The following is a 22,583-nucleotide window of genomic DNA, read 5'->3' on the forward strand; positions in this document are numbered from 1 at the left end:
TGTTTCGGTGGTCATAGCGTGAGGGAAACGCCCGGTTACATTCCGAACCCGGAAGCTAAGCCTCACAGCGCCGATGGTACTGCAGGGGGGACCCTGTGGGAGAGTAGGACACCGCCGAACAAATATTACGAAAACCCCCGCACTTTCGAGTGCGGGGGTTTTTTGTTTTCCGGTTTTCCGCAGGGCACTACCGTGATCTCTATGAGCAGTTTTGTGGTTAGGTCTGTGCGGGCGGACGAGTGGCGTGCCGCCAAGAAGCTTCGGCTGGCTGCCCTGCGAGATCCCGTCGCGCATCTCGCCTTCCTGGAGACGTACGAGGAGGCTGTGGGCCGGCCTGATTCCTTCTGGCAGGAGCGGGCCCAGCGAGGTGCCGAGGGGGCGACCGGTGCTCAGCAGATCATTGCGGAGGGGCCCGACGGGGAGTGGGTCGGGGGGCTCGTCGTGCTTGTCGAGGAGCCTGGGACCACTGATTGGACCGGGGTCGCTGTCGAGCAGCGGCAGGGGCACATTGTCGGGGTGTTCATGCTGCCCGAGCATCGGGGGTACGGGCTGACCGATGTGCTCTTCGACGCGGCTCTGGAGTGGGCCTGGGAGGCCGCGGGCGTTGAGCGGGTGCGGTTGATCGTGCATCAGGACAACGCGCGTGCGCAGCGGTTCTATCGGCGCGTGGGATTCGTACCCAGCGGGGTCACCGTGCCGTTGGGCGAGGGCTCCGAGGTGGAGTTGGAGTTCGTGATGGAGCGGGAGTCACACCCGTAGGTCGTGGTGCGGCCATCTTGCTCGGAGTTGTTCTCTTGATCGGAGCAGGGCCAGGGTTGGCATGCCGCGGTCTGCTCCGGTGGTGAGCAGTTCCGGGAGCTGGGGTAGTGGCGCGACCGCCGCGACGTCGTCCAGGACGAGCGTCATTGGTGGGTCGAGGCGACCGGAGGATGACCGTTCGGCCATGCGCCGGCCGCGCTCGACCACGCTTGCGGTCAGTGCCGTAAGGAGGGGCATCGCGCCCGGGTTCGTTCTGGGGTCCTCGATCGGTTCACCGACCACATAGAGCGTGCCCCCTTCGGCGATGAAGGAATCCAGCACGAGGGCATCACTTCGGTTCGCCGTGCAGGCCTCGCGGATGTTCACCGTCGAGAGCGCGGCGAGGGCTCGGCTCGTCAACTCCTGGGCGATGTCGCGGCGTTCGGGGTGTGCGGTGAGGGCTGCCTCGAGTTCGCCGGCGGCGCCCGGGGCCGCCTTGGGGTTGGTCCGGAGGATGCGTACGGCTTCCTGGACGTTTGTGCCCTGGGACCAGCGGTGTACGTGGCGGACCGTGCGGGCGTCTATCGCGGCGGCGTGGAGGTAGCTGCGGAGCAGTGTTTCGGCGGTTTCGGTCGTTGTCTGGTCGATCTTTGCCGTGGGACGGACCGGGGTGAGGAGGGCGGTTGCTCTCGCTGCTGCGGTGGGTCTGTCCTCGCAGCCTGTGGTGGGGGGCCAGTGGAGGCGGGACGGGGTGTCGCAGAGGTGGGTGGGGTCGTAGAGGAGGACGGGGCCGAGTTTGGCTCGGGCGTCCTTGGTGTCCTGCCAGAGGGTGGGGTTGGAAGTGACGATGAGGGCGGGGCCCTCGGCGTCCTGGATGGCTTGGGTTGCGGGGTGGGTGCGGGTGTCTTGGGTGCCGAAAAAGATTGTTTCCCACCCGCCCACCCGTTTGCTGTCCGTTGCCAGGGTGGGCGTCGAGGGGGTCTGTGCCGGCGGAGTCTCCTCGGCGGCCTTCTCCATCTCGACCACCGGCTCCATCTCGACCACCGGCGGTTCCGTACGTTGCACCGGGACCTCGACCTCGACCTCGTCGTCGACCTCGTGGTGTGGGTGCCCGGGCGACGCTCTTCTCGCCGTCCGTACCGACTTCCAGCGGGCCAGGGTGCCGACCGCGAACACCGCCAGGACGGACAGAATCATCAGCTGGCCGATGAACAGGCCCCAGAACAGTCCCCAGCCCGAGAGCTGTCCCGCCGGTGTCCGGGGCCAGGCGCCCGGCATGTCGCGTGGCTCCGTGATCAGGTGGCGGAGCGCCTCCGGAGTGCGGGTGAAGGTGACGCCCTGGGGCCAGGCGCCGTGGGAGAGCAGGGCCGCGAGGCCTGTTGCCCCCCAGACCAGTACCGTCAGGCCGAGGAGGAACCCGATCAGGCCGACCAACAGGCCGTCGGAGACACCGCGTTGGCCCTGTCGCTGGTCGCCTCCGTGCCGTTCGTCCGGTCTCATCGGGTCACGCCACCGTGGACTCGGGGGAGTCGTCGAGGTCGCTGAGGTGCTGTTCGACGAAGGCCGCCGCGCGTTCCTCGGCCTCCAGTTCGGCGGCTCTCAGGGCGTCGTCGGTCAGTTCGAGGTCGCGGGACGACTCCGTCATCGCCCGGTCGGTGAAGACGAGGGAGCGTTCCGTCTCCGTGACGAGGTGTTTGACGACCTGGACGTTGCCGTTGACGTCCCAGACGGCGATGCCCGGTGTCAGGGTCGGGATGATTTCCACCGCCCAGCGCGGTAGGCCGATGACGCGACCCGTTGCCCTCGCCTCGTCGGCCTTCTGGGCGTAGATCGTCCTCGTCGACGCCATTTTCAGGATCGCCGAGGCTTCCTTTGCCGCTGCTCCGTCCACTACGTCCGAGAGGTGATGGACGACCGCCACGAACGACAGGCCCAGTCGTCGGCCGAACTTGAGGAGGCGCTGGAAGAGTTGGGCGACGAACGGGCTGCTGATGATGTGCCAGGCCTCCTCGACCAGGAAGATGCGCTTCTTCCGGTCGGGGCGGATCCAGGTGTGCTCCAGCCATACGCCGATGATCGCCATGAGGATCGGCATGGCGATGGAGTTGCGGTCGATGTGGGACAGGTCGAAGACGATCAGGGGGGCGTCGAGGTCGATGCCGATCGTCGTTGGGCCGTCGAACATGCCTCGTAGGTCACCGTCGACCAGGCGGTCGATGACCAGGGCCACGTCGAGGCCCCAGGCCCGTACGTCGTCCAGGGCGACGTTCATCGCTTCCGCCGACTCCGGTTCGGGGTGGCGGAGTTGCTCGACGATGTCCGTCAGTACTGGCTGGCGTTCGACGATCGTCTCGTTGACGTAGGAGTGCGCGACCTTCAACGCGAAGCCGGCGCGTTCGTCCAGGCCGTGGCCCATCGCCACTTCGATGATCGTACGGAGGAGCGCCAACTGGCCTGTTGTCGTGATCGCGGGGTCGAGGGGGTTCAGGCGGATACCCATGTCCAGGGCGGCCATCGGGTCCAGGCGGATGGGGGTTATCCCCAACTCCTCCGCGATGAGGTTCCATTCGCCGACACCGTCCTCGCCCTGCGCGTCCAGGACGACCACCTGGCGGTCCCGGAAGCGGAGTTGGCGTAGGACGTAGGTCTTCTCCAGGGCTGATTTGCCGTTGCCCGATTCGCCGAGCACCAGCCAGTGCGGGGCGGGGAGTTGCTGGCCGTACAGCTGGAAGGGGTCGTAGATGTAGCCCTTCCCGGAGTACACCTCGCGGCCGATGATGACGCCGGAGTCGCCGAGGCCGGGGGCGGCCGTGGGAAGGTAGACGGCCTGGGCCTGGCCCGTGGAGGTGCGGACGGGCAGGCGGGTCGACTCGATCTTGCCGAAGAGGAAGGACGTGAAGGTGTCGGTGAGGGCGGTCAGCGGATCCCGCATCAGCGCATCAGCCCTACCTTCGGATTCCGGTGGCGAACGGGAGTGTGTTGACGAACGCTCGATGGTGCTCTCGGTCGCACCACTCCAGCTTCAGGTACGACTTGCCCGCCGACGCTCTGATCGTGCGCTTGTCGCGCGCCAGGGCCTCCGGTGAGCGGGAGGAGACGGTGATGTAGCCGACCAGGTTCACGCCGGCCGCGCCGCTCGCGAGGTCTTCGCCGCGCTGGTCGATGCGGTTGTGGGAGGCCACGTCGCGGGGGTCGACCGTGCGGTTCATCTTGGCGGCGCGGCTCGCCTCCGCGTCGTCGTTGGTCTTTTCGGTGAGCATGCGTTCGATGGCCACTTCGGTGGGTTCCAGGTCCATCGTGACCGCCACCGTGCGGATGACGTCCGGAGTGTGGACCAGGAGCGGGGCGAGGAAGTTGACGCCCACCGGGGTCATCGGCCATTCCTTCACCCACGCGGTGGAGTGGCACCAGGGGGCGCGCGTCGACGACTCGCGGGTCTTCGCCTGGAGGTACGTCGGCTCCATGGCGTCCAGTTCGGCCGGCCAGGCGTTGCGCTTCGTCATCGCCTGGAGGTGGTCGATCGGGTGGTCCGGGTCGTACATGGAGTGGATGAGGGAGGCGAGCCTGCCCTGGCCGAGGGGCTGGCGGACGCGGATGTCCGCCTCCTGGAGCCGGGAGCAGATGTCCGTCAGTTCGCGGGCCATGACCACCGCGAGGCCCGCGTCCCGGTCGATCTTCCTGCCGCCTTGCGGACGTGCCGCGCGGGCCATCGTGTGGGCCTCGGCGGCGAGTTCGCGGTTGAAGTGCATACAGGCGACGAGGTAGGCGCGGTGCTGCTCGCTGCTCGTCGACACCATGGACTGCAGCTGGTCGTACGAGTGCTGCAGCCATTGCGGTGACTTCTCGTCGCCGCGTACGGCGACGTCCTTGGCGTGGGCGTCCGGGTCGGCTGGGAGGGTGCGGGCGAGCATCTGGAGGCGGGTGACGAAGCCGTCGCCGTTCGCCACGTGCTTGAGCAGGGTGCCGAAGCGGTCGACCAGGGCCTCCTGGTCCTCGCTGTCGCGCAGGCCGACACCCGGGCCCTCGATCTCGATCGCAGCCGTCACCGTACGGCGGTCGGCGTGCAGGAGTACGGCGATCTCGTCCGGGCCGAACGGGGCCGCGAGCCAGTTGATGCGGCCGATGCCCGGGGGCGGGCCGATCTCGACCTCGCGGCCGTCGATCTGGGTGCCGGCCTCCATGACGGAGCTGCGGTAGGCCGTGCCCTGGCGGAGCGAGCGCTTGTAACTGCGGTTGATCTCGAACCACTTGTAGAACGTGCGGCGCTTGTACGGGACGTACACCACCGCCAGTGCCAGCATCGGGAAGCCGGTCAGCAGCACGATGCGCAGGGCCAGAACGGGGACGATCAGGCCGGACACCATGCCGAGGAAGGCGCCCACGATGATGAGCGCGATCTCGCCGGATTCGCGGTTGCGGCCGACGATCGCGTTCGGCCGGGCACGGCCGATGAGATACGTACGGCGGGGCGAGACCACGTGGGACATGTGGGCGACATGGGAATCCGTCGTCAACGCCCTTCACCTCCAGGGCGGTTGGATCGGTTGCTGTTGTTGCCGGCGTGCGGGCTGCGCGGCGGGGGTGCGGCGGAGGGGACAGATCCGCCGCCGCCCGAGGGCCGCGAGCTGTGCGCGGCCACGCCGCCGGACGCGGGGTTGGCCGGGCGCGGGGTGGACGACTGGCCGCCGCCTCCACCGCCCCCGTTGTTGTCCGCGCGGCTGCTGTGGGTCTTGATGCCCTGGGCGACGAGGGTCGCCGGGGAGCTGATGACAGCGGCGGCCTTGCCTTCGGCGCCCTGCATGATGCGGTTGTTGCGGGAGTTGGCGATCTCGTCGCCGAAGCCCGGTACGAAGCGGTAGATCATCGCGCTCGCGAAGATGGCGAGCAGAATGATGGACAGGCCGGAGACGACTGCGGAGAAGGCGTCCGGGCCGTCGTTGGTGGAGAGGGCGCCTGCCAGGCCCAGCACGATGGCGATCACCGGTTTGACCATGATGACCGCGATCATGATGCCGGCCCAGCGGCGGACGTGCCCCCACAGGTTCTTGTCGACCAGCCCCGCGTACACGACCGTGCCGAGCAGCGCGCCGACGTACAGCAGGGCGGCCCGGATGACGAGTTCCAGCCAGAGGACGCCGGCCGCGAGGATCGACACCATGGACACCACGATCAGCATGACCGGGCCGCCGCCGATGTCCTGGCCCTTGGCCAGCGCACCGGAGAAGGTGCCGAAGAACGTGTCGGTCTGGTCGCCCGTAGCGCTCGCGAGGACCTCGGTGACGCCGTCGGTCGCCGAGACGACGGTGTAGAGGATGAGGGGGGTGAAGGCGGAGGCCAGGACGGTCAGCCAGAGGAAGCCGATCGCCTCGGAGATGGCCGTGGTGAGGGGGACGCCCCGTACGGCCCGCTTGGAGACGGCGAGCAGCCACAGCACCAGGGTCAGGACGGTGGACGCGGCGAACACGACGGCGTACTGCTGGAGGAACTTGGTGTTGGTGAAGTCGACGTTCGCGGTCTCCTTCACGGCCTCGCTGAGCTTGTCGACCGTCCAGGAGGCGGCGTCGGCGCAGCCCTTGGCGAGGGAGGACAACGGGTCGAGGGTGGAGGAGGGGCTGGTGATGGAGCCCGAGCGGCCCTGCTCGCCCTCGCAGAGCTTCTTGGAATCGCCGGTGAGCAGCCTGCATGCCGCTTTGCCCGCCGTCGGCGAGGGGGACGGTGTCGGTGCCGCGTACGCCTGGGATGCCAGGAGTACGGCCGTCGTCTGTACGGCCGTCAGTGCGCCGGCGAGCTTGAGCACGAGGTAGGGCCTAGCTGGCGTGTTACCGGGCATAGGTGAACCCTCCGTACTCGTTGATGGCCTTGCTGATCTCGTCTGAGGTGGCAGCCTTGTCGTCGCCGGGGACCGGGTTGGGGCCGGCCTTCTCCGAGTAGGAGACGATCTTCCAGTCGTCGCCCGACCAGCGCATGTCGTAGGTCCGGGTGTTCCAGGACGAGGTGACCGGGCTGGTGGAGTTCTCACCGGCGATGCCGCTCAGGCCGACGTACCAGACGTCGACCGTGGCGGTGGCGCCGCCGTACGCCACGGTCTTCGTGCCGACCGGAGTCACGCGCGAGACGAACGTGCTGCCCGCGGGTGCGTTGCCGTTGGCGTCGAGGCCGAGTCTGGCGAGGAGGCTCGCCGAGTAGGCCTTGTCCAGGGGGGTCTTGAGTTTGGCGGCGGCCTCGGCGGTGAAGAGGGTGTCGACGAGCTTGTCCCGGCTGTCCTTGCGGAACATGCCCGTCGAGCCCAGCGACACCGCGTAGTTGGCCGCCGCGGACTGGACGCCCTGCCGGTTGTGTGCGAACCCGGACGGGACGGCGGCGGCCTTCGTGGTGACGGGCTGCTCGCCGGAGGCCGTGGTGGGCGCCGTGTCGGGCCGGCCCGCGCTGTCGCTGTTGGAGCCGCTGCCCGCCGTGGACGAAGACGTGGACTTTGAGGAATCGTCTCCTCCGCGGTTCGCGAAGGCGATCGCCGCGATCAGCAGGACGACCACGCCGACGGCTGTCACCGTGCCCTTCGACGACTTGGTGCGCCGCGCGCCGCCGTAGACGCCGCCGTTGCCCTGGTCGTGGTAGCGGGTCCGGGTCTGGCCGGTGCCGCCGTAGCCGCCGTCGTCGGGGTGCGCGGAGTCGCCGTTGTTCTGGTTGTCACCGAGACTCATCAAGCGCCCGTCCCCTCGAACTCGTATCGAACCGAACTCGTATCGAACTCGTGTCGAATCGACGCGTACGGGTACGCGTGACAGTACGACGGTAGCCGTGCTGGTTCCCGCGCGGGCGCGGTGTGGTGACTCGACATCAGGGAGACGCAACCTCAGCCGGTGGGCACGACGGGTGGGTGGGTGTTGGGAGGAAGAACCGGGCGAGCCCGGCGTCCGACTGACGAGACGCGCCACGCACGGGTGGCGCCGGCTACACGGCCATGCCGTACACGATGGTGAAGAGCGTGCCGAGTGAGCCGATGATGAACACGCCCGTCAGGCCCGCGACGATGAGGCCCTTGCCCTGTTCCGCGCTGAAGGTGTCACGCAGCGCCGTGGCGCCGATGCGCTGCTTGGCCGCACCCCAGATCGCGATGCCCAGGCACATCAGGATGGCCACGGCCATCACGACCTGGACCATCGTCTTCGCTTCGGTGCCCAGGCTGCCGAAGGGGCCCCAGTCTGGAGCGATCCCGCCGATGATGGTGTTGATGTCGCCCTTTTCGGCCGCAAGCCACATGTAAGTCACCGCCCCTGTCGGGTAGTTCCGCGCGCCCCTGCCGCAGTGCAGAGGTCAGGTCCATTCTCGCCGACAATGACGCTGTCGGATGTCGACTTGACGTCATTCATTGGCGGGATTCGTACGAATACCTTGCCATCGCCTCTCGCGGCACCCTATGGGGGGAGCGCGGGACGGTGTGCGAGGGGTTGAACGGATCGTATGGTCACTCTGTGTATCACGGCTGGTTACGCCGGGCAATGAGGTGTGGGCGAAACCTGTGGTGTGGTCCCGTCGTTAGTCACCGATGGTCAGCTGTGGCCATCAGTGCGGTCACGGACCGCTTCTGACGGTCCGTATCCAAGTCCAGGCTATCGCGGACCTCGGACATGGCGACGGGCCGCGGCTGGCAGCCGCGGCCCGTTCCCCAGTGCCCGCCGGTGATCCCCACGATCTCCGGTGGCGTTTTTGTTCCTTCTACCGGTTCTACCGGTTCTACCGGTTCTGCCGGTTCTGTTGGTTCAGCCGGTGAAGGCGTCCAGACCCTGCGGGGTGCCCCAGCCGGTCGGGCCGTCGTAGCCGGACGTGGCGGTGCAGTAGTAGCTGGTGGTGCAGGTGCCGTTGTTGCCCGACGTCACGTCGTTGAGCGCCGAGGTGCCGGCCGCCGCGTAGGGGTACGCGGCCGGGTAGTCGCTGCTGCCAGGGGTGCCGGCGAGGGCGTAGACGCCCGCGATGATCGGGGCGGAGGCGCTGGTGCCGCCGTAGGTGACCCAGCCGGTGCCGTCGCCGTAGGTGTCGTAGACCGAGACGCCGGTCGCGGGGTCGGCCACGGCGGAGACGTCGGAGATCATGCGCTTGGTGCAGGTCGCGTCGGTCTGCCAGGTCGGCTTCGCGTCGTACGAGGAGCAGCCGGAGCCGGTGCCCTCGGTGCTGCTGGTCTTCCACACGCTCTCGGTCCAGCCGCGGGTGGTGGAGGAGGTGGACAGCTTGGTGCCGCCGACGGAGGTGACGTACCTGGAGGCGGCCGGGTACTCGGCGCCGTAGCCCTCGTCGCCCGCGCTGACCGTGATGGCGACGCCGGGGTGGTTGAAGTACGAGCTGTCGTAGCTGGTGTCGGAGGAGGACTCCGAGCCGCCGTAGCTGTTGGAGACGAACTTGGCGCCCAGGGTCACCGCGCGGTTCACGGCCGTACCGAGGTTGGCCATCGAGGACGACTTGGCCTCGACCAGCAGGATGTTGCAGTTCGGGCAGATCGCGCTGGCCATGTCGAGGTCGAGGGAGATCTCGCCGGCCCAGCCGCTGTCGGCGGTGGGGAGGGAGGTCGTCGAGCCGGTCTGGCTGACCTTCTTGAAGCAGCCGTTGGCGACGGTGCAGGCGGAGAGGCCGTAGTACGAGCGGTAGGCCGCGAGGTCCGAGGCGGCGTTCGGGTCGTCGTAGGCGTCGACGATCGCGATGGTCTCGCCCGAGCCGTTGGAGTCGGCGGCGGCGGTCAGTCCGTAGGCGTCCTGGAGGTCGCTGGGGCCGTAACCGGTGGGGGTGGCCGAGGTGGCGTTCGGCTTGATGGTCGCGGGTGCGGCGCCCTTCTTGGCCGCCTGCGCCTCCTGGAAGGCGGTGGTGCCGCCGGTGACGCGCAGGGCGTGGCAGGACGCGAAGCCCTTCGCCGGGGTCGCGGCACACTGGCTGGTGTAGCTCACGTGGGCCTTGGCGACCTGCGCGGCGATGGTCTTGGCGGTGACCTTCTGGGGCGCCGTGGCGGCGCCGGCCTGGGCCGCGGTACCGAGTCCGGCGAGGGCGAGCGCTGCCGTGGCTATGGCTGCGGTGCCTATGCGGCGCCATCTGCCGTGCGTGAACTGGCTGTTGGGGGGTGACGTACGCAACGTACAGCCTCCTGTTAGGGGGTTGGCAGGGGCAGTGCGGGTGGTGACGCGGGGGTCCCGCAGAGTGGTGCTTGCCGCCGGTGCGGTGTCCCCGGCGGCGGGTTGGCGGCCCGCGATGACCTTCGCTTGTTGAGTACGTGACAACAAGATGGGTTGCGGAATCCTGACTTCCGCATGACTTAAGGGGGTTGCTGGGTTACCGATCACTGACGGGGTGATGGGTGGGGGGAGGGGGCGGCTTGACCATGAACACGGGTTGTCCACAGCCTGTGCACATTTGCGTGCGGGGACGCGCGTAGAAGCGTGTGAGCTGGCGTGGGGCGGTGTGGAGTGGTCTGGGGTTGTGTGGGGTGGTTTGGGGTTTGGTGGGGGTTCAGGCAGGGCTTGTGGTGCGGCTGTTGCCGGGGGTGGTGCGACGGGCAGTGGCGGTCCCTGGGGGTGCCAGTTCCTCCGTGGGCGATCCGCCCGGCGCGGATGTCGACGTCGACGTGATCGAGGTTCGCGGCGGTTCGGGCTCGCTCAGCCTCAGCCGGCGTCGCGATCCGCCGCGCTCCATCGAAACGGCCTTGTGGATCGCCGCCGTTCAGCTGTATCCGGGGGGGGGATCGAGGATGCGACGGGTCTGCGGGTGATAAGTCCCGGGACATCAGGGACAAGGCCGACTGGTACGCCGTCGTTCGCGTGCCTGTTCTCTTTGTCATCGATCCCGGGCAGGGCACCTGGACCCTTCACACCCACCCGGACAACGGCGCCTACGGTGACGTGCTGCCGGGCAGGTTCGGGGAGTCCGTGTCGCTGCCCGAGCTGTTCGGCGTCGAGATCGTGACTGACGGCTTTCCCGTGTACGGCGAAGCTCCGCGGGCGGCCCCCAGCTCCAGGGGATGAACCTTTCACGGGTTCACGTTTTTACTGGTTCACGGAGAATTCTCAGCGAGGAGCAGTACCCCTTCTTGCGTTCGCGCGTGACAGTGGCCCCTGATGAAGCGCCTCACTCGTCTCCGTGGCAACCGGTGGCACGCTCTGCTTCCCGTTGTCGCGCTGCTCGCCGTCACCTCCGTCTCCGGTGCTGCCCACGGCAGTGCCGTCACAGAGCCCTTCGGTGTTGCCGGTGTTGCCGGTGTGGTCCGGGCGGTGCCGTCCAGTGCTCGGGTGGGGGCCTTGTTCAGTGGTGATCTGGAGGGCGGGCACTTCTGTACGGCTTCCGTCGTGCGCAGTGGTGGGCGGGATCTGATTCTTACCGCCGCGCACTGTCTCAGTGGGGACGGGGACACCGACGTCGTCTTCGCGCCCGGGTATCGGAACGGCCGGGCGCCCTACGGGCTGTGGCGGGTGACCAAGACCTATGTACCGGGGGCCTGGAGCGATCGGTCCGACGAGGACAGCGACTTCGCCTTTGCCGTCGTCGCCTCGAAGGGCGGGCAGGATCTGGAGGACGCGGTGGGGGCGAATGTTTTCGCCACGGGGCGGGCGACCGGGGGCGGCGATGTCGTCGTCACCGGGTATCCCAACGTGCTGGAGGCGCCCCTCACCTGTACCGACCGGCCCACCGTGCAGAGTCGTACGCAGCAGCGCATCGAGTGTCCCGGCTTCACCGACGGTACGAGTGGGAGTCCCTGGGTGGACAGGGAAGGGGAAGTGGTGGGCGTACTCGGGGGGTTCGAGCAGGGTGGGGCGACTGATGACGTGTCCTACAGCGCGGTGCTCGGGAGCGCGGCTGCTTCGCTGTATCGGGAGGCCACCGGTTCTTCCGGTTCCTCCGGCTTCTAGTGACCGGCGGCGTGTTTCGTCATGATCACCGCCGGGTGTGGGTAGCCCCCTTACACTGACGTGGGCGTACTCCCGGGCGGTGAGGGGCGGTTGACGGTGCGTAAGGCATGGATCGTGGCGAGCGTCGCCGTCGGGGGCGCCCTCAGCTTCGTGATGCTGCTCGTCGTGGGCGTCTACCTTGTCGCCGGGAACGTTGCCGGTGGGGTGGGCAGCGGGAGCGTCGCGCTGGCCAAGGGTGCCGTGCCGGCCGCGTATTCGGCGCTCGTGCAGAAGTGGGGCAATCTGTGCCCCGCCATCAATCCCGCCCTGCTCGCCGCACAGCTGTACCAGGAGAGCGGATTCAATCCGAACGCGAAGAGTCCGGCAAAGGCGGAAGGGATAGCGCAATTCATCCCCGGAACCTGGGCCTCGCACGGAATCGACGGCGACGGTGACGGCGACCGCGACGTATGGGACCCGAATGACGCGATTCCATCGGCCGCGTCGTACGACTGCGAGCTCGCCTCCTACGTGAAGGACGCGCCCGGAGACCCGACGCACAACATGCTCGCCGCTTACAACGCGGGGGCGTACGCCGTCATCAAATACGGGGGCGTACCGCCGTATGCGGAGACCCAGAACTATGTGAAGACCATCACCACACTGCAGACGAGTTTCGCTGCCCCTGTGGGGCGCGTCGACCCCTCCGAGCAGGCGGCCGGGGCGATCAACTACGCCCAGGAGAAGCTCGGCACGCCCTACCTCTGGGGTGGCACCGGTACCGCTGAGCAGGGCGGACGCTTCGACTGCTCCGGGCTCACCCAGGCCGCGTACGAGAGCGTGGGCATCCAGCTGCCCCGGGTCGCCAACGATCAGTACAACGCCGGGGCGCATCCCTCGCGGGCAGAGCTGTTGCCGGGCGACCTTGTCTTCTTCTCCGACGATCTCACCAACTCGCGGGCCATCCGGCATGTGGGGATTTATGTGGGCGGCGGTTACATGATTGACGCGCCGAGGACCGGGGCGGTCATTCGGTTCGATCCGATCGACAGCCCCGATTACTTCGGGGCGACGCGGGTCACCGAAGATGGCGCGAAAGCGTTGCCCACCGCCGTGTGAGCGCAGCGTGAAACCATCCCCTGAGCTGCGAGTATGTGTCTCTCTTCGATAACGTCTGCGTGATCATTCGGTGGAGAGTGGAACGTATAAACGGAGTTCGTGCGTTCCTGTTCCTGTGGTGGATTCACCGGCGCCCGGATCGGGCGCCGCGTTTGTCGTTTTTTATTGCGTTTGTTGCGTGTGGTCCTGTGGTCCTCGTGGCACGTGTCAAGCGTGGGCGGCTGTGGGTCCTTGCATCACGGGGTGAGCGAGCAGGACTGGCGCACGGAATCAGTGCGCTCTGGAAATTCACGATGAAGGGGCCGCAGCACCATGGCTGGACTCGCCGAAACCGGGTCGAACCCCGACGTCGACCTGCTCTACGACATCAATGGCCTGGCCAAGGACGCGCCCCGGTGGTTCGACCGGGTGGTCGAGGTCGTGGGCGAGTACGGGCTGCTGGTCGCCATGGTTCTTGTGGTGGTGTGCTGCTGGTGGAGTGTGCGGCGGCGGGGTGCGGACGATGCGGCCGTGTCCGTGGCCGCGTTGATCTGGGCGCCGCTCGGCGCGGCGGTCGCCGTGCTCGTGAACATTCCGATACGGGGGTTCGTGGAGCGGCCCCGTCCTTTTCTGGATCATCAGGGGCTTGAGGTTCTTGTCTCCGGGAAGACCGACTACTCGTTCGTGAGCGACCACGCGACGATCACCATGGCGATGGGGGTCGGGCTGTTCGTGGCCAGCCGGAAGTTCGGGCTGGTGGGGATAGGGCTCGCGCTGGTGGAGGGGTTCTGCCGGGTGTACATGGGGGTGCACTACCCGACGGACGTGGTGGGCGGGTTCGCGCTCGGGACGGCGGTTGTGCTGTTGCTGTCGCCGCTGGCCATGGCGTTTCTTACTCCGGTGACCCGGGCTGTTGAGGGGTCGGCTTGGGGTGGGGTGTTGATTCGGGCGAGGGGTGCGGGCTCGGGGGCTGGTGCGGGGCCGGGGGCTGTGGTTTCGGGGGGCCGGGCGGGGGCGGAGGCCGGCGCCGGGGAGCGGGATCTGGCGGCGTAAGCGGGCGGTTCTCCGACCTCTTCGACTTCCCTTCGGGGCCGACGTGCGACAACGCGGTCGGTGGGCTTCCCCTCGCTCAGCTCAGGAAGAAGCCAAGATCAGCAGGTCAGGTGACTCGGCGAGGTCAAACAAAAGGCTTACGGCGGTCGAGGCCAGAGGTGGCCAGGAAGTCGGACCAGGCGTCGAACAGGTACCAGGTGAAGGGCGCCCACCAGATCAGGTCGTTCGTTATCACGATGACGACTGTGCTGAGGGGCCAGACGCCGGTGACGATGAGCCAGGCCAGGCCGAGCGGCCCCAGTACTTTGCCGGTCAGCCCGACGGCAGCTATCGACCAGCCGCGCTCAGGCCATATGGCCACCTCCAGGTAGAGCAAGCCGTACAAGCCGAGCACCATGCCGAGGGTGGCGAAAATCTGGGGGGAGTTCGACAGGGGCAGGCCACTGAGGCGGTAGAACCATTGCGGATCGGCGACGGCGAGGCATCCCCAGGCGATGTTGTACACGCCGGCTGCGATGAAGGTGGTCCGGTGGTGCCGTCGATGTCTCAATTCATCCGCCCTGCTGCATGCTGAGGCCTTTGTTTTAATTCATGCGTTTGGTGCCTGTAGTGCCTGTAGTGCCTGTAGTGCGTGTGCTCGCCTCGCGTTGGAACATCTGCTTCGCGTGTCGGGTGGTGGATTGCGTCAGTAGGCGATACCGATGATGTGGTGGATCGTCTCGGGGTTGTCGAGGGCGTCGAGCATGAGATGGGCTACGTCGGCGCGGGAGATGAACATGCCGGTGCGGACGTTCTGTTCGTAGGCTGTTCGGTAGGTTTTCTTCAGGCGTGTGTTGAGCAGTCGAGGTGGGCGGGTGATGGTCCAGTCCAGGTCGCTGTCGTGAAGGACGTCTTCCATCAGGGCCAGGTCGTCGTAGTGTCTGCGGAACGCCGCCTTGGCCATCGGCGCTGCCAGGTGTCGCATGAAGAATCCGTCGCCGGGGTTGTGTCTGGGCGGGTTGGGGCGACGGGGCGACGGTACGGTGCCGACCGATGCGGCGCTGACAGCGATGATGCGGCGTACGGCGGTCTCCTGCATGGCCCGGACGATGGCTCGGGTTCCGTGCGAGGCGACGCCGGCTTCGGCTCCTGATCGAGCGCCTAGTCCTGAGAGGACCGCGTCGGCCCCGGTGACTGCCGAGCGCAGGACTGCCGGGTCCGCGGCCGTGAGATCGGTGACCACGGTGCGTATCGGCGCGTCGGGCAGCCTGTCGGGGTTTCTCACGACGGCTGTGACCTCATGGCCGGCTTCGACGGCCTGGGTGAGGAGTTGGCTGCCGATGCCTCCGGTTGCCGCCACGATCGTGAGTCTCATTCAGTCTTCCTCGGCTGTGTGCGTGGCGGTAACACGGGATGTTCCGTTCACCGTGTGCCGTGCTCGGTGAGGCCTTCCACCCGCTGCTTGAGGCCCGTGTTGAAGGCGGCGTACCCGTCGCGCTTGGGCGTCCTCAGGAACCGCCGCGTCAGGGTGACCAGGACGCCGGAGAATTCCTCGCGGTTGGTCAGGCGGGTGGTGCCGTCGTGATTGGGGGAAAGGGTGAAGGAGTGCTGGCCGTGGAAGAGCCGCTTCGTGCCGAGCGTGCCGGCCCACCGCAGCTCCTGGCCGGGTGTCGCGACGGTGACCGTGGGTCTGAAGGTCATGCCCGGCATGCGCATGGTGAGTCTGTTTCCCACGTGAGCGGTTCCCTCGGCTGAGGTGAAGGTGCTCCACTCGCCGTAGGTGGCGAAGTCGGTGAGGACGTTCCACACCGCTTCCGGGGTGGCGTCTATGTCGACGACGGCGGTGAGCACTGCGTCCATGACGGATTCCACTTCTGGCGTGTGTCGGGAGGAGGGGGTGGCGGTCCGGCGGGCGTGGGGTCTACCGGTGATGATCCGCGGGGTCCGCGGGGTCCGTGGCGGCCGTGGTGGCAGGGTTTGCGGCGGTGGCGGAACGAAGGCCACGGTCGACGAGGTCGATGAGATATTCGAAGCTCTCGCCGACGTCGGCCGACCACTGGAATCCGCCGGATACCTGCAGGTGGGCGAAGCCGTGGAAGATGCTGCGCACCGCCCGCAGCGCGTGGGTCATCTCCTGTGGGTCGATGTCGTATCCCCGCAGTACCGCTGCGAAGGGACTGATCCCCCGGCCGGCGGCGAGCGCGACCGGGTCGTCGGGACCGGTCGGCGTCAGGTCGAGGGTGGCCGCGTAGCGGCCGGGGTGGGTGAGCACGAAGTCGCGGAGCGCGCCGGCTGCGGCGGCCAGGGCGTCGCGCCCGGTGCGGCCCTGGATGGCCGTGCCGATCGCGACGCCGGCCTCGTCGAAGGCGAGCGCCGCGATGCGCCGGTGGAGGTCGTCCTGGCCGGCGATGTGCTTGTAGAGCGAGGGGGCGCGCACCCCGAGTCGCTCGGCCAGCCGGCCCATGGTCAGCTCGCTGAAGCCGATCTCGTCGGCGAGCGCGGCGCCGGCGGCGGCGATCGTGGCCGCGTCCAGGCCCGCCCTAGGCACCGACACCGGCCAGGAAGCTCAGGACCGCCGTGAGGGTCTGCTCGGGGAACTGGACGTGCGGGTAGTGACCGGCGCCCTCGATCATCTCCAGCCGGCCCAGACCGGCCGGCAGGTCGGCGACGATCGCCTCGCCCTCGGCCTGCGGCGAGGCCCAGTCAGGATCGAGGGTGCCCTGCACGACGAGCACCGGGCAGGTGACGTTGCCCAGCTGCTCACCTGCGTCGACGGGGGAGATCTTGCCCATCGCCTGCAGGACCTTCATCCGGCCGGGCTCCTCCAGCATCGCGGTGATCTGCCCTATGCGCGTGTCCCAGTCCGCGGGCTTGGAGCCGGGGTAGGCGACGGCCAGGTACTTGGCCCACTGCCCGGTGCTGCCGAAAACGGTGGTGCCCATGAGGTGGATCATGCCGCGGCGGTAGCCGGCCACCCGCAGGTCACCGAGCCGGACCTGCTGCTTGCGGGTGAAGGGCGCGAGCTCGACCACCGCGGTGATGAGCTCCGGTGCCTTGGCCGCGGCGATCGTGACCGCACCCCCGGCGATGGAGTGGCCGACGAGCACCGCCGGCTCACCGAGATGTTTCACCAGGGCGATCAGGTCACCCGCGAGGTCGGTGCGGGTGTAGGACGCCCACCCGACGCTGGACTCACCGTGGCCGCGCAGGTCCACCGCGGCGACCCGGTACCCGGCTTCCACCAGAGCGGGGGTGAAGAACCTGTAGGCCTCGCGACTGTCGCCCATGCCGTGGGCAACCACCACCAGCGGTCCGGCGACACCGCTCACCTCGTACGCGATGGTCCCGCCGTCGACTTTCAGGAACTCGGTCACGACTACCTCCATGTGGTCCGCCGACTCGGCGGCTAACTGCATTAGCTAAAAGCTATCAGCATTAGCCGGGAGGTCAAGCCCCGTGACAGCACCGCGGGCCGGGCCGGGCCGCGCACAAAGCCCGCGGGGTGCCTCCCTCGAGGTCCGGTTGGCGGGGGACGGGGGCGGCGAGGGCGGTTACAGCGCCTGCGGGTACGTGAACACCCGGTTCGGGTCGTACTGGTGCTTCAGTTGCTGGAGGCGGGGTGCCGCGTCGCCGTAGTACGCCTTGCGCCAGTTCCGCAGGGTGGGGTCCGTGTAGTTCTGGTAGGCGGCGCCCGAGGCGTGTGGGGCCATGGCGGTGTGGGCCGAGGTCAGCCAGGACTGGGCCGCCGTGCCCGTCGTACCCGCGCGCCAGGACACGATGTACTGGGCCAGCATGCGGCTGCGCCGGTGGACGAATGCCGTCGCCGTCGGTGAGACCCGGTTCACCGCGCCCCCGAGTGCCGTGAACGCGATGCTGCCCGAGCCGCCCTGGACCGAGGTGATGCGTGAGAGGAGCGTTTGGATTCCGGACGTGGAGAGGGAGCGGTCGAAGAAGTCCGAGCGGGCCGCGTATGTCTCCCGGCCCAGCGCGCCCTGCGGGGAGCGGCCCGGGGTTCGGCCCGGCAGGTGGCACTGGGCGTCCGTCGCGAAGGACGAGCAGCCCGCGTACACCTCCATCGCCTCCTCGTACGAGCGGCGCTTCAGCGAGACGCTCGTGGCCGAAGAACCGATTCTGTCCGCCAGGCGGTCCACCGCGTTCTGCAGTTCTGTGTAGGTGCCCAGGGAGAACGCGGAGATGGAGACGGTCGGGGTGCCGCCGGCCGTGTTCGCCACGTGCAGGGCCGACCAGATCTCGTCCGGCTGCGTCGGGCCCCACTCCTGCCAGGCCTTCATCACCGCCGCCGCCTTCCGCCACGGCCAGGTCATGTACGCCGCCACCGCCTGGGGGGCGGGGTGCGTGCGGAACTGGAGTTCCGTGACGATGCCGAAGTTGCCGTTGCCCGCGCCTCGAAGGGCCCAGAACAGGTCCTTGTTCGTCGTGGCGTTCGCCGTGAGTTCGCGGCCGTCCGCCGTGATCAGCGTCGCCTGAGTGAGGCTGTCGCAGGTCAGGCCGTACGCCCTCGACACCACGCCGTGGCCGCCGCCCAGCGTCAGGCCCGACACGCCCACCGTCGGGCACGAGCCCGCCGGGATCGTGACGCCCTTGGCGGTGAGTGCGCGGTAGACGTCGATCAGTTTCGAGCCCGCTCCCACCACCGCCGTGCCGCCGGCCGCCCTCACCCGGTTCAGCTTCGATACGTCGACCACCAGGCGGCCGTTGCCCGAGGACCAGCCCGCGTACGAGTGGCCGCCGTTGCGGATCGCCACGGGGACGGAGTGGGCGCGGGCGTACGACAGCACCGTACGGATGTCGTCCGCGTGGGCGACGTACGCCACCGCGGCCGGCTTGAGTCCGTCGAAGCGGGTGTTGTAGAGCTGCCGGGCCGATGCCCACGAGGCGTCCCCGGGGCGGATGAGCGGGCCGTCGAGGTCGCGGCCGAGGGCCGTCCAGTTGGCGGGGGCCGAGGCGCTCGTCGCGGTGAGGGGAGTCGTTCCCCCGGTAGTGCCTTCCGGGGCCCCCTTCGTGTCCAGGTCCCCCTTGCCCTCGCACGCCGTCGTCGTCATCGCGGCCAGGGCGGCCACGCCGCCTCCCATGAACGTACGCCGGTGCATGGCGCTCCCCTCGGTTCCTCCGTTTGAGCCCGCAGTGGCTCCCGTCGAACGAGACGGGTTCCGGGCATCGTGGGTTCCTTCACCCGCCGCGTTTGCGGGGGGTGAAGGAAGGGGGTATTCCGGGCTTGTACAGCAGAAGCCGGGTGGCCGGGGCCGATCCCCGGGTCGGGACCCACACGTGTTCTCCCCGTGAGCATTCCGTGACCTCACCGCACCGACCGCAGGGGTTCACCCTCCGTTCACCCGCGCCCGTAGGTGGCTTCACCTGATCTGCCTACTTTCGGCCTTACCGGTGCTGCGTGTGCCCTCCTGGGCGCCCCCGCACCACTCATATTTCGCGACCTCGCACGCCGCCGGATCTCAGGTCGGCGGCTCCTGGAAGGAAACACCAGACAGTGAAGCTTCAGCGCATGAACCGGCGGGCCCTCACCCTCGGTGCTCTCGCCGTCTCCGGCGCCCTGGCCCTCACGGCGTGCGGCTCTGACGACACCGGCACTGACACGAAGGCCACGGGCGGTGCCACCACCGGTGCCGCCAGCTCCATCAAGTGTGACGACGCCAAGGGCCAGCTCCTGGCCGACGGCTCCTCCGCGCAGAAGAACGCGATCGACGCCTGGGTCAAGGCCTTCACGGCCGCCTGCCCCGGCGTGCAGATCAACTACAAGGGCGGCGGCTCGGGCGCCGGCGTCACCGCGTTCACGCAGGGCACGGTCGCCTTCGCCGGCTCCGACTCGGCGCTGAAGCCCGACGACGTCACCGCGTCCAAGGCGGTCTGCACCGGCGGCACCGCCATCGACCTCCCGGCCGTCGGCGGCGCCATCGCGCTCGCCTACAACGTCCCGGGTGTCGACAACCTGGTCCTGGACGCGCCCACCCTCGCGAAGATCTTCGACAGCAAGATCACCAAGTGGGACGACGCCGCGATCAAGGCGCTGAACCCGACCGCGACGCTGCCGAGCACCAAGATCCAGGCCTTCCACCGCTCCGAGGACTCCGGCACCACGGACAACCTCACCAAGTACCTGATCGCCACCACCCCCGAGAACTGGAAGTACGAGGGCGGCAAGGCCTGGCAGGCGAAGGGCGGCCAGGCGGCCTCCGGTTCCTCAGGCATCGCGGCGCAGGTCAAGCAGACCGAAGGCGCGATCGGCTACATGGAGCTGTCGTACGCCAAGGACCTGTCCACGGTGTCCGTGGCGACCGGCGCCAGCGCCCCGGTCAAGCCCTCCTCCGACTCCGCCACCAAGGCCATCGCGGCCGCCCAGGTGGTCGGCACCGGCAGCGACCTGTCGCTGAAGCTGGACTACAAGACCAAGGCCGAGGGCGCGTACCCGATCACCCTGGTGACGTACGAGATCGCCTGCGACAAGGGCAACAAGGCGGACACCCTGCCCGCCACGAAGGCCTTCCTCCGCTACATCACCAGCGAAGAGGGCCAGGGAATCCTGAGCGGGATCGACTACGCGCCGATCCCCGCCGACATCATCGCCAAGGTTCGCACCACCGTCGAGAGCCTGGCCTGATCTGAGCGTGCGGCCGGGTCCCGCCACCAAGGGGGACCCGGCCGCACCGTCCGGTGCACCGCCGCCAGGAGCCGCATCCCCGGGTGCGGCCCCGCAGACCGGAGAACCCGATGGACATAACCACCAAGAACCCAGACACCACCTCACCCGCCGCCCCCGAGCCGCCCACGGCCGAGGAGAAGCGCGCCGCCCGCGGCGCCACCCGCCTCGGTGACCGGATCTTCCTCGGTCTCTCCCGTGGCTCGGGCATCCTGCTGCTGGCGATCATGGCCGCTATCGCGATCTTCCTCACCTATCGCGCGGTCATCGCCATCAGCAAGGACGACGCGAACTTCCTCACCACCTTCGAGTGGAACGCGAACCTCAACCCGCCGGTGTTCGGCATCGCGGTCCTGGCCTTCGGCACGGTGGTCTCCTCGATCATCGCCATGGCCATCGCGGTCCCGGTCGCCGTCGCCATCGCGCTGTTCCTCACGCACTACGCCCCGCGCAAGCTGAGCGGCCCCATCGCGTATGTGATCGACCTGCTCGCCGCCGTACCGTCCATCGTGTACGGCCTGTGGGGCGCCCTGGTCCTCGTACCGAACATGAACGGCCTCTTCGGCTGGCTGAACGACTTCCTCGGCTGGACCGGCATCTTCTCCTGGGAAGAGGGCGCGCCCCGCTCGATGCTGACCGTGGGCATCCTGCTGTCAGTCATGATCCTCCCCGTCATCACGAACGTCAGCCGTGAGGTGTTCCGGCAGACCCCGCGGATGAACGAGGAGGCCGCGCTGGCCCTCGGCGCCACACGCTGGGAGGTCATCCGGATGGCGGTACTGCCCTTCGGCCGCTCCGGCGTGATCTCCGCGGCGATGCTCGGCCTCGGCCGCGCGCTGGGCGAGACGATGGCCGTCGCCACCGTCCTCTCCCCGAGCTTCCTCATCCAGACCAGCCTGCTCGACCCGGGCGGCGGCACCTTCGCGCAGAACATCGCCGCCAAGTTCGGTGAGGCGTCACCGTACGGCCGTGACGCGCTCATCGCCTCCGGTCTGGTCCTGTTCGTCATCACTCTGGTGGTCAACGGCGCGGCCCGCGCGATCATCGCCCGTCGCGCCGAGTACTCGGGGGCCAACGCATGAGCACCGTCGTAGCCGAGAAGCCCACCGGTTCCCTGCAGGGCGCCAGGCTTCCCAAGTGGTTCTCCTGGGCCCTGGCCGGCGCTTCCGTCGCCCTCGGGATCGGCATCAGCTTCGCCGCCGGCCTGGACAGCAGCATCCAGTGGGGCCTGATCGCGGCGATCCTCTTCGTCGTCGGTACGTACGTCATCGCCACGAGCGTCGAGGGCAAGCGTCAGGCCAAGGACCGCATCGCGACCTCGCTGGTCTGGGTCGCCTTCCTGCTCGCCCTCGTACCGCTGATCTCCCTGCTGTGGACGACCGTCTCGCGCGGTGTGAAGGTCCTCGACGTCTTCTTCCTGACCCACTCGATGGGCGTCGTCTCCGACAACGAGCCGGGCGGTGGCATCTACCACGCCATCATCGGCAGCCTGGAGCAGGTCGGCCTGGCCACCGCGATGGGCGCGCCGATCGGCGTACTCACCGCGATCTACCTGGTGGAGTACGGGCGCGGCGCGCTGTCCAGGGCGGTCACGTTCTTCGTGGACGTCATGACGGGCATCCCGTCGATCGTCGCGGGCCTCTTCATCCTGAGCCTCATGCTGCAGTTCGACATGCAGCCGTTCGGCTTCGCCGGTTCGCTGGCTCTGGCGATCCTGATGATGCCGGTGGTCGTCCGTTCGACGGAGGAGATGCTGAAGCTCGTACCGAACGAGCTGCGCGAGGCGTCTCTCGCGCTCGGTATCCCGAAGTGGCGCACGATCCTGAAAGTGGTCCTGCCGACCGCCATCGGCGGTATCACCACCGGTGTCATGCTGGCGGTGGCACGTATCGCGGGTGAGACGGCCCCGGTGCTGCTCCTGGTCTTCGGCAACCCCTTCATCAACAACGACCCGTTCGAGGGTGCGCAGGCCTCGCTGCCGCTGTACATCTATCAGCAGTACGCGAACAGCGGCGGTGCGGAGGCGGCGTACGACCGCGCCTGGGCGGCATCGCTCACGCTGATCGCCTTCGTGATGATCCTCAACCTCGGAGCTCGCGGTATCGCCCGCTGGAAGGCTCCGAAGACAGGTCGCTGACGCGGCCGACTGACAGCGACCTGTGGTCGGCCGGGTGGCCGCC

At 68.3% G+C, this 22,583-nt stretch carries 21 protein-coding genes and 1 rRNA gene; 9 read left to right on the plus strand and 13 right to left on the minus strand.

Annotated features, from left to right (window positions below):
* Positions 1–3: 3 nt before the first annotated feature.
* Together rrf and G3I56_RS36570 are read left to right on the plus strand one after the other, a co-directional pair.
* Positions 4–120 (plus strand): 5S ribosomal RNA (gene rrf / locus G3I56_RS36565).
* Positions 121–201: 81 nt separating this feature from the next.
* Complete coding sequence (locus G3I56_RS36570) at positions 202–759, plus strand: GNAT family N-acetyltransferase (RefSeq protein ID WP_164416732.1); 558 nt, start codon at positions 202–204, stop codon at positions 757–759.
* Here the strand turns inward: G3I56_RS36570 and G3I56_RS36575 are convergent.
* The 7 genes from G3I56_RS36575 to G3I56_RS36605 all read right to left on the minus strand — a co-directional run bounded on the left by G3I56_RS36575 (position 748) and on the right by G3I56_RS36605 (position 9,854).
* The gene (locus G3I56_RS36575; protein WP_164416733.1) at positions 748–2,238 is read right to left on the minus strand and encodes a type IV secretory system conjugative DNA transfer family protein; all 1,491 of its coding nucleotides are present in this window, start codon (positions 2,236–2,238) and stop codon (positions 748–750) included. The genes G3I56_RS36570 and G3I56_RS36575 overlap by 12 nt on opposite strands.
* Before the next feature lie 4 nt (positions 2,239–2,242).
* Complete coding sequence (locus tag G3I56_RS36580) at positions 2,243–3,670, minus strand: ATP-binding protein (RefSeq protein ID WP_164416734.1); 1,428 nt, start codon at positions 3,668–3,670, stop codon at positions 2,243–2,245.
* Positions 3,671–3,683: 13 nt separating this feature from the next.
* Entirely contained in the window at positions 3,684–5,225 is a 1,542-nt protein-coding gene (locus G3I56_RS36585) for an SCO6880 family protein (RefSeq protein WP_164416900.1), read from the minus strand.
* Positions 5,226–5,248: 23 nt separating this feature from the next.
* Entirely contained in the window at positions 5,249–6,568 is a 1,320-nt protein-coding gene (locus tag G3I56_RS36590) for a hypothetical protein (protein WP_164416735.1), read from the minus strand.
* Entirely contained in the window at positions 6,558–7,439 is an 882-nt protein-coding gene (locus tag G3I56_RS36595; RefSeq protein ID WP_164416736.1) for a hypothetical protein, read from the minus strand. The genes G3I56_RS36590 and G3I56_RS36595 overlap by 11 nt, the downstream gene beginning before the upstream one ends.
* Positions 7,440–7,689: 250 nt before the next feature.
* On the minus strand, positions 7,690–7,998 hold the full coding sequence (locus G3I56_RS36600) for a hypothetical protein (RefSeq protein WP_006375688.1): 309 nt from the start codon (positions 7,996–7,998) through the stop codon (positions 7,690–7,692).
* A gap of 500 nt (positions 7,999–8,498) precedes the next feature.
* Positions 8,499–9,854: a S53 family peptidase gene (locus G3I56_RS36605; RefSeq protein WP_164416737.1), complete on the minus strand. Its 1,356-nt coding sequence runs from the start codon at positions 9,852–9,854 to the stop codon at positions 8,499–8,501.
* Between the two features lie 681 nt (positions 9,855–10,535).
* Between G3I56_RS36605 and G3I56_RS36610 the strand changes: the two genes are divergently transcribed.
* The 4 genes from G3I56_RS36610 (at position 10,536) to G3I56_RS36625 (ending at position 13,751) form a co-directional block, all read left to right on the plus strand.
* Positions 10,536–10,739, plus strand: a complete 204-nt coding sequence (locus G3I56_RS36610; protein WP_343240160.1) for a hypothetical protein — start codon at positions 10,536–10,538, stop codon at positions 10,737–10,739.
* 93 nt (positions 10,740–10,832) lie between these two features.
* The gene (locus tag G3I56_RS36615) at positions 10,833–11,621 is read left to right on the plus strand and encodes a serine protease (RefSeq protein WP_164416738.1); all 789 of its coding nucleotides are present in this window, start codon (positions 10,833–10,835) and stop codon (positions 11,619–11,621) included.
* Between the two features lie 90 nt (positions 11,622–11,711).
* Positions 11,712–12,719, plus strand: coding sequence for a bifunctional lytic transglycosylase/C40 family peptidase (locus G3I56_RS36620; protein WP_203691535.1), 1,008 nt, complete (start codon positions 11,712–11,714; stop codon positions 12,717–12,719).
* A gap of 312 nt (positions 12,720–13,031) precedes the next feature.
* Positions 13,032–13,751, plus strand: coding sequence for a phosphatase PAP2 family protein (locus G3I56_RS36625; protein WP_164416739.1), 720 nt, complete (start codon positions 13,032–13,034; stop codon positions 13,749–13,751).
* A 124-nt stretch (positions 13,752–13,875) separates the two neighbouring features.
* Here the strand turns inward: G3I56_RS36625 and G3I56_RS36630 are convergent, their stop codons facing one another.
* From G3I56_RS36630 to G3I56_RS36655, 6 genes are all read right to left on the minus strand, one after another.
* Complete coding sequence (locus tag G3I56_RS36630; protein ID WP_203691537.1) at positions 13,876–14,256, minus strand: hypothetical protein; 381 nt, start codon at positions 14,254–14,256, stop codon at positions 13,876–13,878.
* A gap of 180 nt (positions 14,257–14,436) precedes the next feature.
* Entirely contained in the window at positions 14,437–15,105 is a 669-nt protein-coding gene (locus tag G3I56_RS36635; RefSeq protein WP_164416741.1) for an NAD(P)H-binding protein, read from the minus strand.
* A gap of 47 nt (positions 15,106–15,152) precedes the next feature.
* A complete protein-coding gene (locus G3I56_RS36640; RefSeq protein ID WP_164416742.1) occupies positions 15,153–15,590 on the minus strand; it encodes an SRPBCC domain-containing protein in 438 nt (145 codons plus the stop codon).
* A 61-nt stretch (positions 15,591–15,651) separates the two neighbouring features.
* Entirely contained in the window at positions 15,652–16,248 is a 597-nt protein-coding gene (locus G3I56_RS36645) for a TetR-like C-terminal domain-containing protein (protein ID WP_164416906.1), read from the minus strand.
* A 22-nt stretch (positions 16,249–16,270) separates the two neighbouring features.
* Positions 16,271–17,104 (minus strand): alpha/beta hydrolase, encoded by an 834-nt coding sequence (locus tag G3I56_RS36650; RefSeq protein ID WP_164416743.1) that lies wholly within the window; start codon positions 17,102–17,104, stop codon positions 16,271–16,273.
* A gap of 177 nt (positions 17,105–17,281) precedes the next feature.
* Entirely contained in the window at positions 17,282–18,841 is a 1,560-nt protein-coding gene (locus G3I56_RS36655; protein WP_164416744.1) for an FAD-binding oxidoreductase, read from the minus strand.
* A gap of 395 nt (positions 18,842–19,236) precedes the next feature.
* Between G3I56_RS36655 and pstS the strand changes: the two genes are divergently transcribed.
* The 3 genes from pstS to pstA all read left to right on the plus strand — a co-directional run bounded on the left by pstS (position 19,237) and on the right by pstA (position 22,540).
* On the plus strand, positions 19,237–20,364 hold the full coding sequence (pstS, locus tag G3I56_RS36660; protein WP_164416746.1) for a phosphate ABC transporter substrate-binding protein PstS: 1,128 nt from the start codon (positions 19,237–19,239) through the stop codon (positions 20,362–20,364).
* Between the two features lie 110 nt (positions 20,365–20,474).
* Positions 20,475–21,485 (plus strand): phosphate ABC transporter permease subunit PstC, encoded by a 1,011-nt coding sequence (gene pstC / locus G3I56_RS36665; protein WP_164416748.1) that lies wholly within the window; start codon positions 20,475–20,477, stop codon positions 21,483–21,485.
* Positions 21,482–22,540, plus strand: a complete 1,059-nt coding sequence (pstA, locus tag G3I56_RS36670; RefSeq protein WP_164416750.1) for a phosphate ABC transporter permease PstA — start codon at positions 21,482–21,484, stop codon at positions 22,538–22,540. The genes pstC and pstA overlap by 4 nt, the downstream gene beginning before the upstream one ends.
* The last annotated feature ends 43 nt before the right edge of the window (positions 22,541–22,583 follow it).

This window comes from Streptomyces sp. SID12488 (assembly GCF_010548275.1).
Taxonomy (GTDB): domain Bacteria; phylum Actinomycetota; class Actinomycetes; order Streptomycetales; family Streptomycetaceae; genus Streptomyces.

Coding starts and splice junctions, on each gene's coding strand:
- G3I56_RS36640 (WP_164416742.1), bottom strand. CDS start 15,590: ATGGACGCAGTGCTCACCGCCGTCGTCGACATAGACGCCACCCCGGAA.
- G3I56_RS36590 (WP_164416735.1), bottom strand. CDS start 6,568: ATGCCCGGTAACACGCCAGCTAGGCCCTACCTCGTGCTCAAGCTCGCC.
- pstC (WP_164416748.1), top strand. CDS start 20,475: ATGGACATAACCACCAAGAACCCAGACACCACCTCACCCGCCGCCCCC.
- G3I56_RS36635 (WP_164416741.1), bottom strand. CDS start 15,105: ATGAGACTCACGATCGTGGCGGCAACCGGAGGCATCGGCAGCCAACTC.
- G3I56_RS36570 (WP_164416732.1), top strand. CDS start 202: ATGAGCAGTTTTGTGGTTAGGTCTGTGCGGGCGGACGAGTGGCGTGCC.
- G3I56_RS36575 (WP_164416733.1), bottom strand. CDS start 2,238: ATGAGACCGGACGAACGGCACGGAGGCGACCAGCGACAGGGCCAACGC.
- G3I56_RS36655 (WP_164416744.1), bottom strand. CDS start 18,841: ATGCACCGGCGTACGTTCATGGGAGGCGGCGTGGCCGCCCTGGCCGCG.
- G3I56_RS36595 (WP_164416736.1), bottom strand. CDS start 7,439: ATGAGTCTCGGTGACAACCAGAACAACGGCGACTCCGCGCACCCCGAC.
- G3I56_RS36600 (WP_006375688.1), bottom strand. CDS start 7,998: ATGTGGCTTGCGGCCGAAAAGGGCGACATCAACACCATCATCGGCGGG.
- G3I56_RS36615 (WP_164416738.1), top strand. CDS start 10,833: ATGAAGCGCCTCACTCGTCTCCGTGGCAACCGGTGGCACGCTCTGCTT.
- G3I56_RS36625 (WP_164416739.1), top strand. CDS start 13,032: ATGGCTGGACTCGCCGAAACCGGGTCGAACCCCGACGTCGACCTGCTC.
- G3I56_RS36580 (WP_164416734.1), bottom strand. CDS start 3,670: ATGCGGGATCCGCTGACCGCCCTCACCGACACCTTCACGTCCTTCCTC.
- G3I56_RS36585 (WP_164416900.1), bottom strand. CDS start 5,225: ATGTCCCACGTGGTCTCGCCCCGCCGTACGTATCTCATCGGCCGTGCC.
- pstA (WP_164416750.1), top strand. CDS start 21,482: ATGAGCACCGTCGTAGCCGAGAAGCCCACCGGTTCCCTGCAGGGCGCC.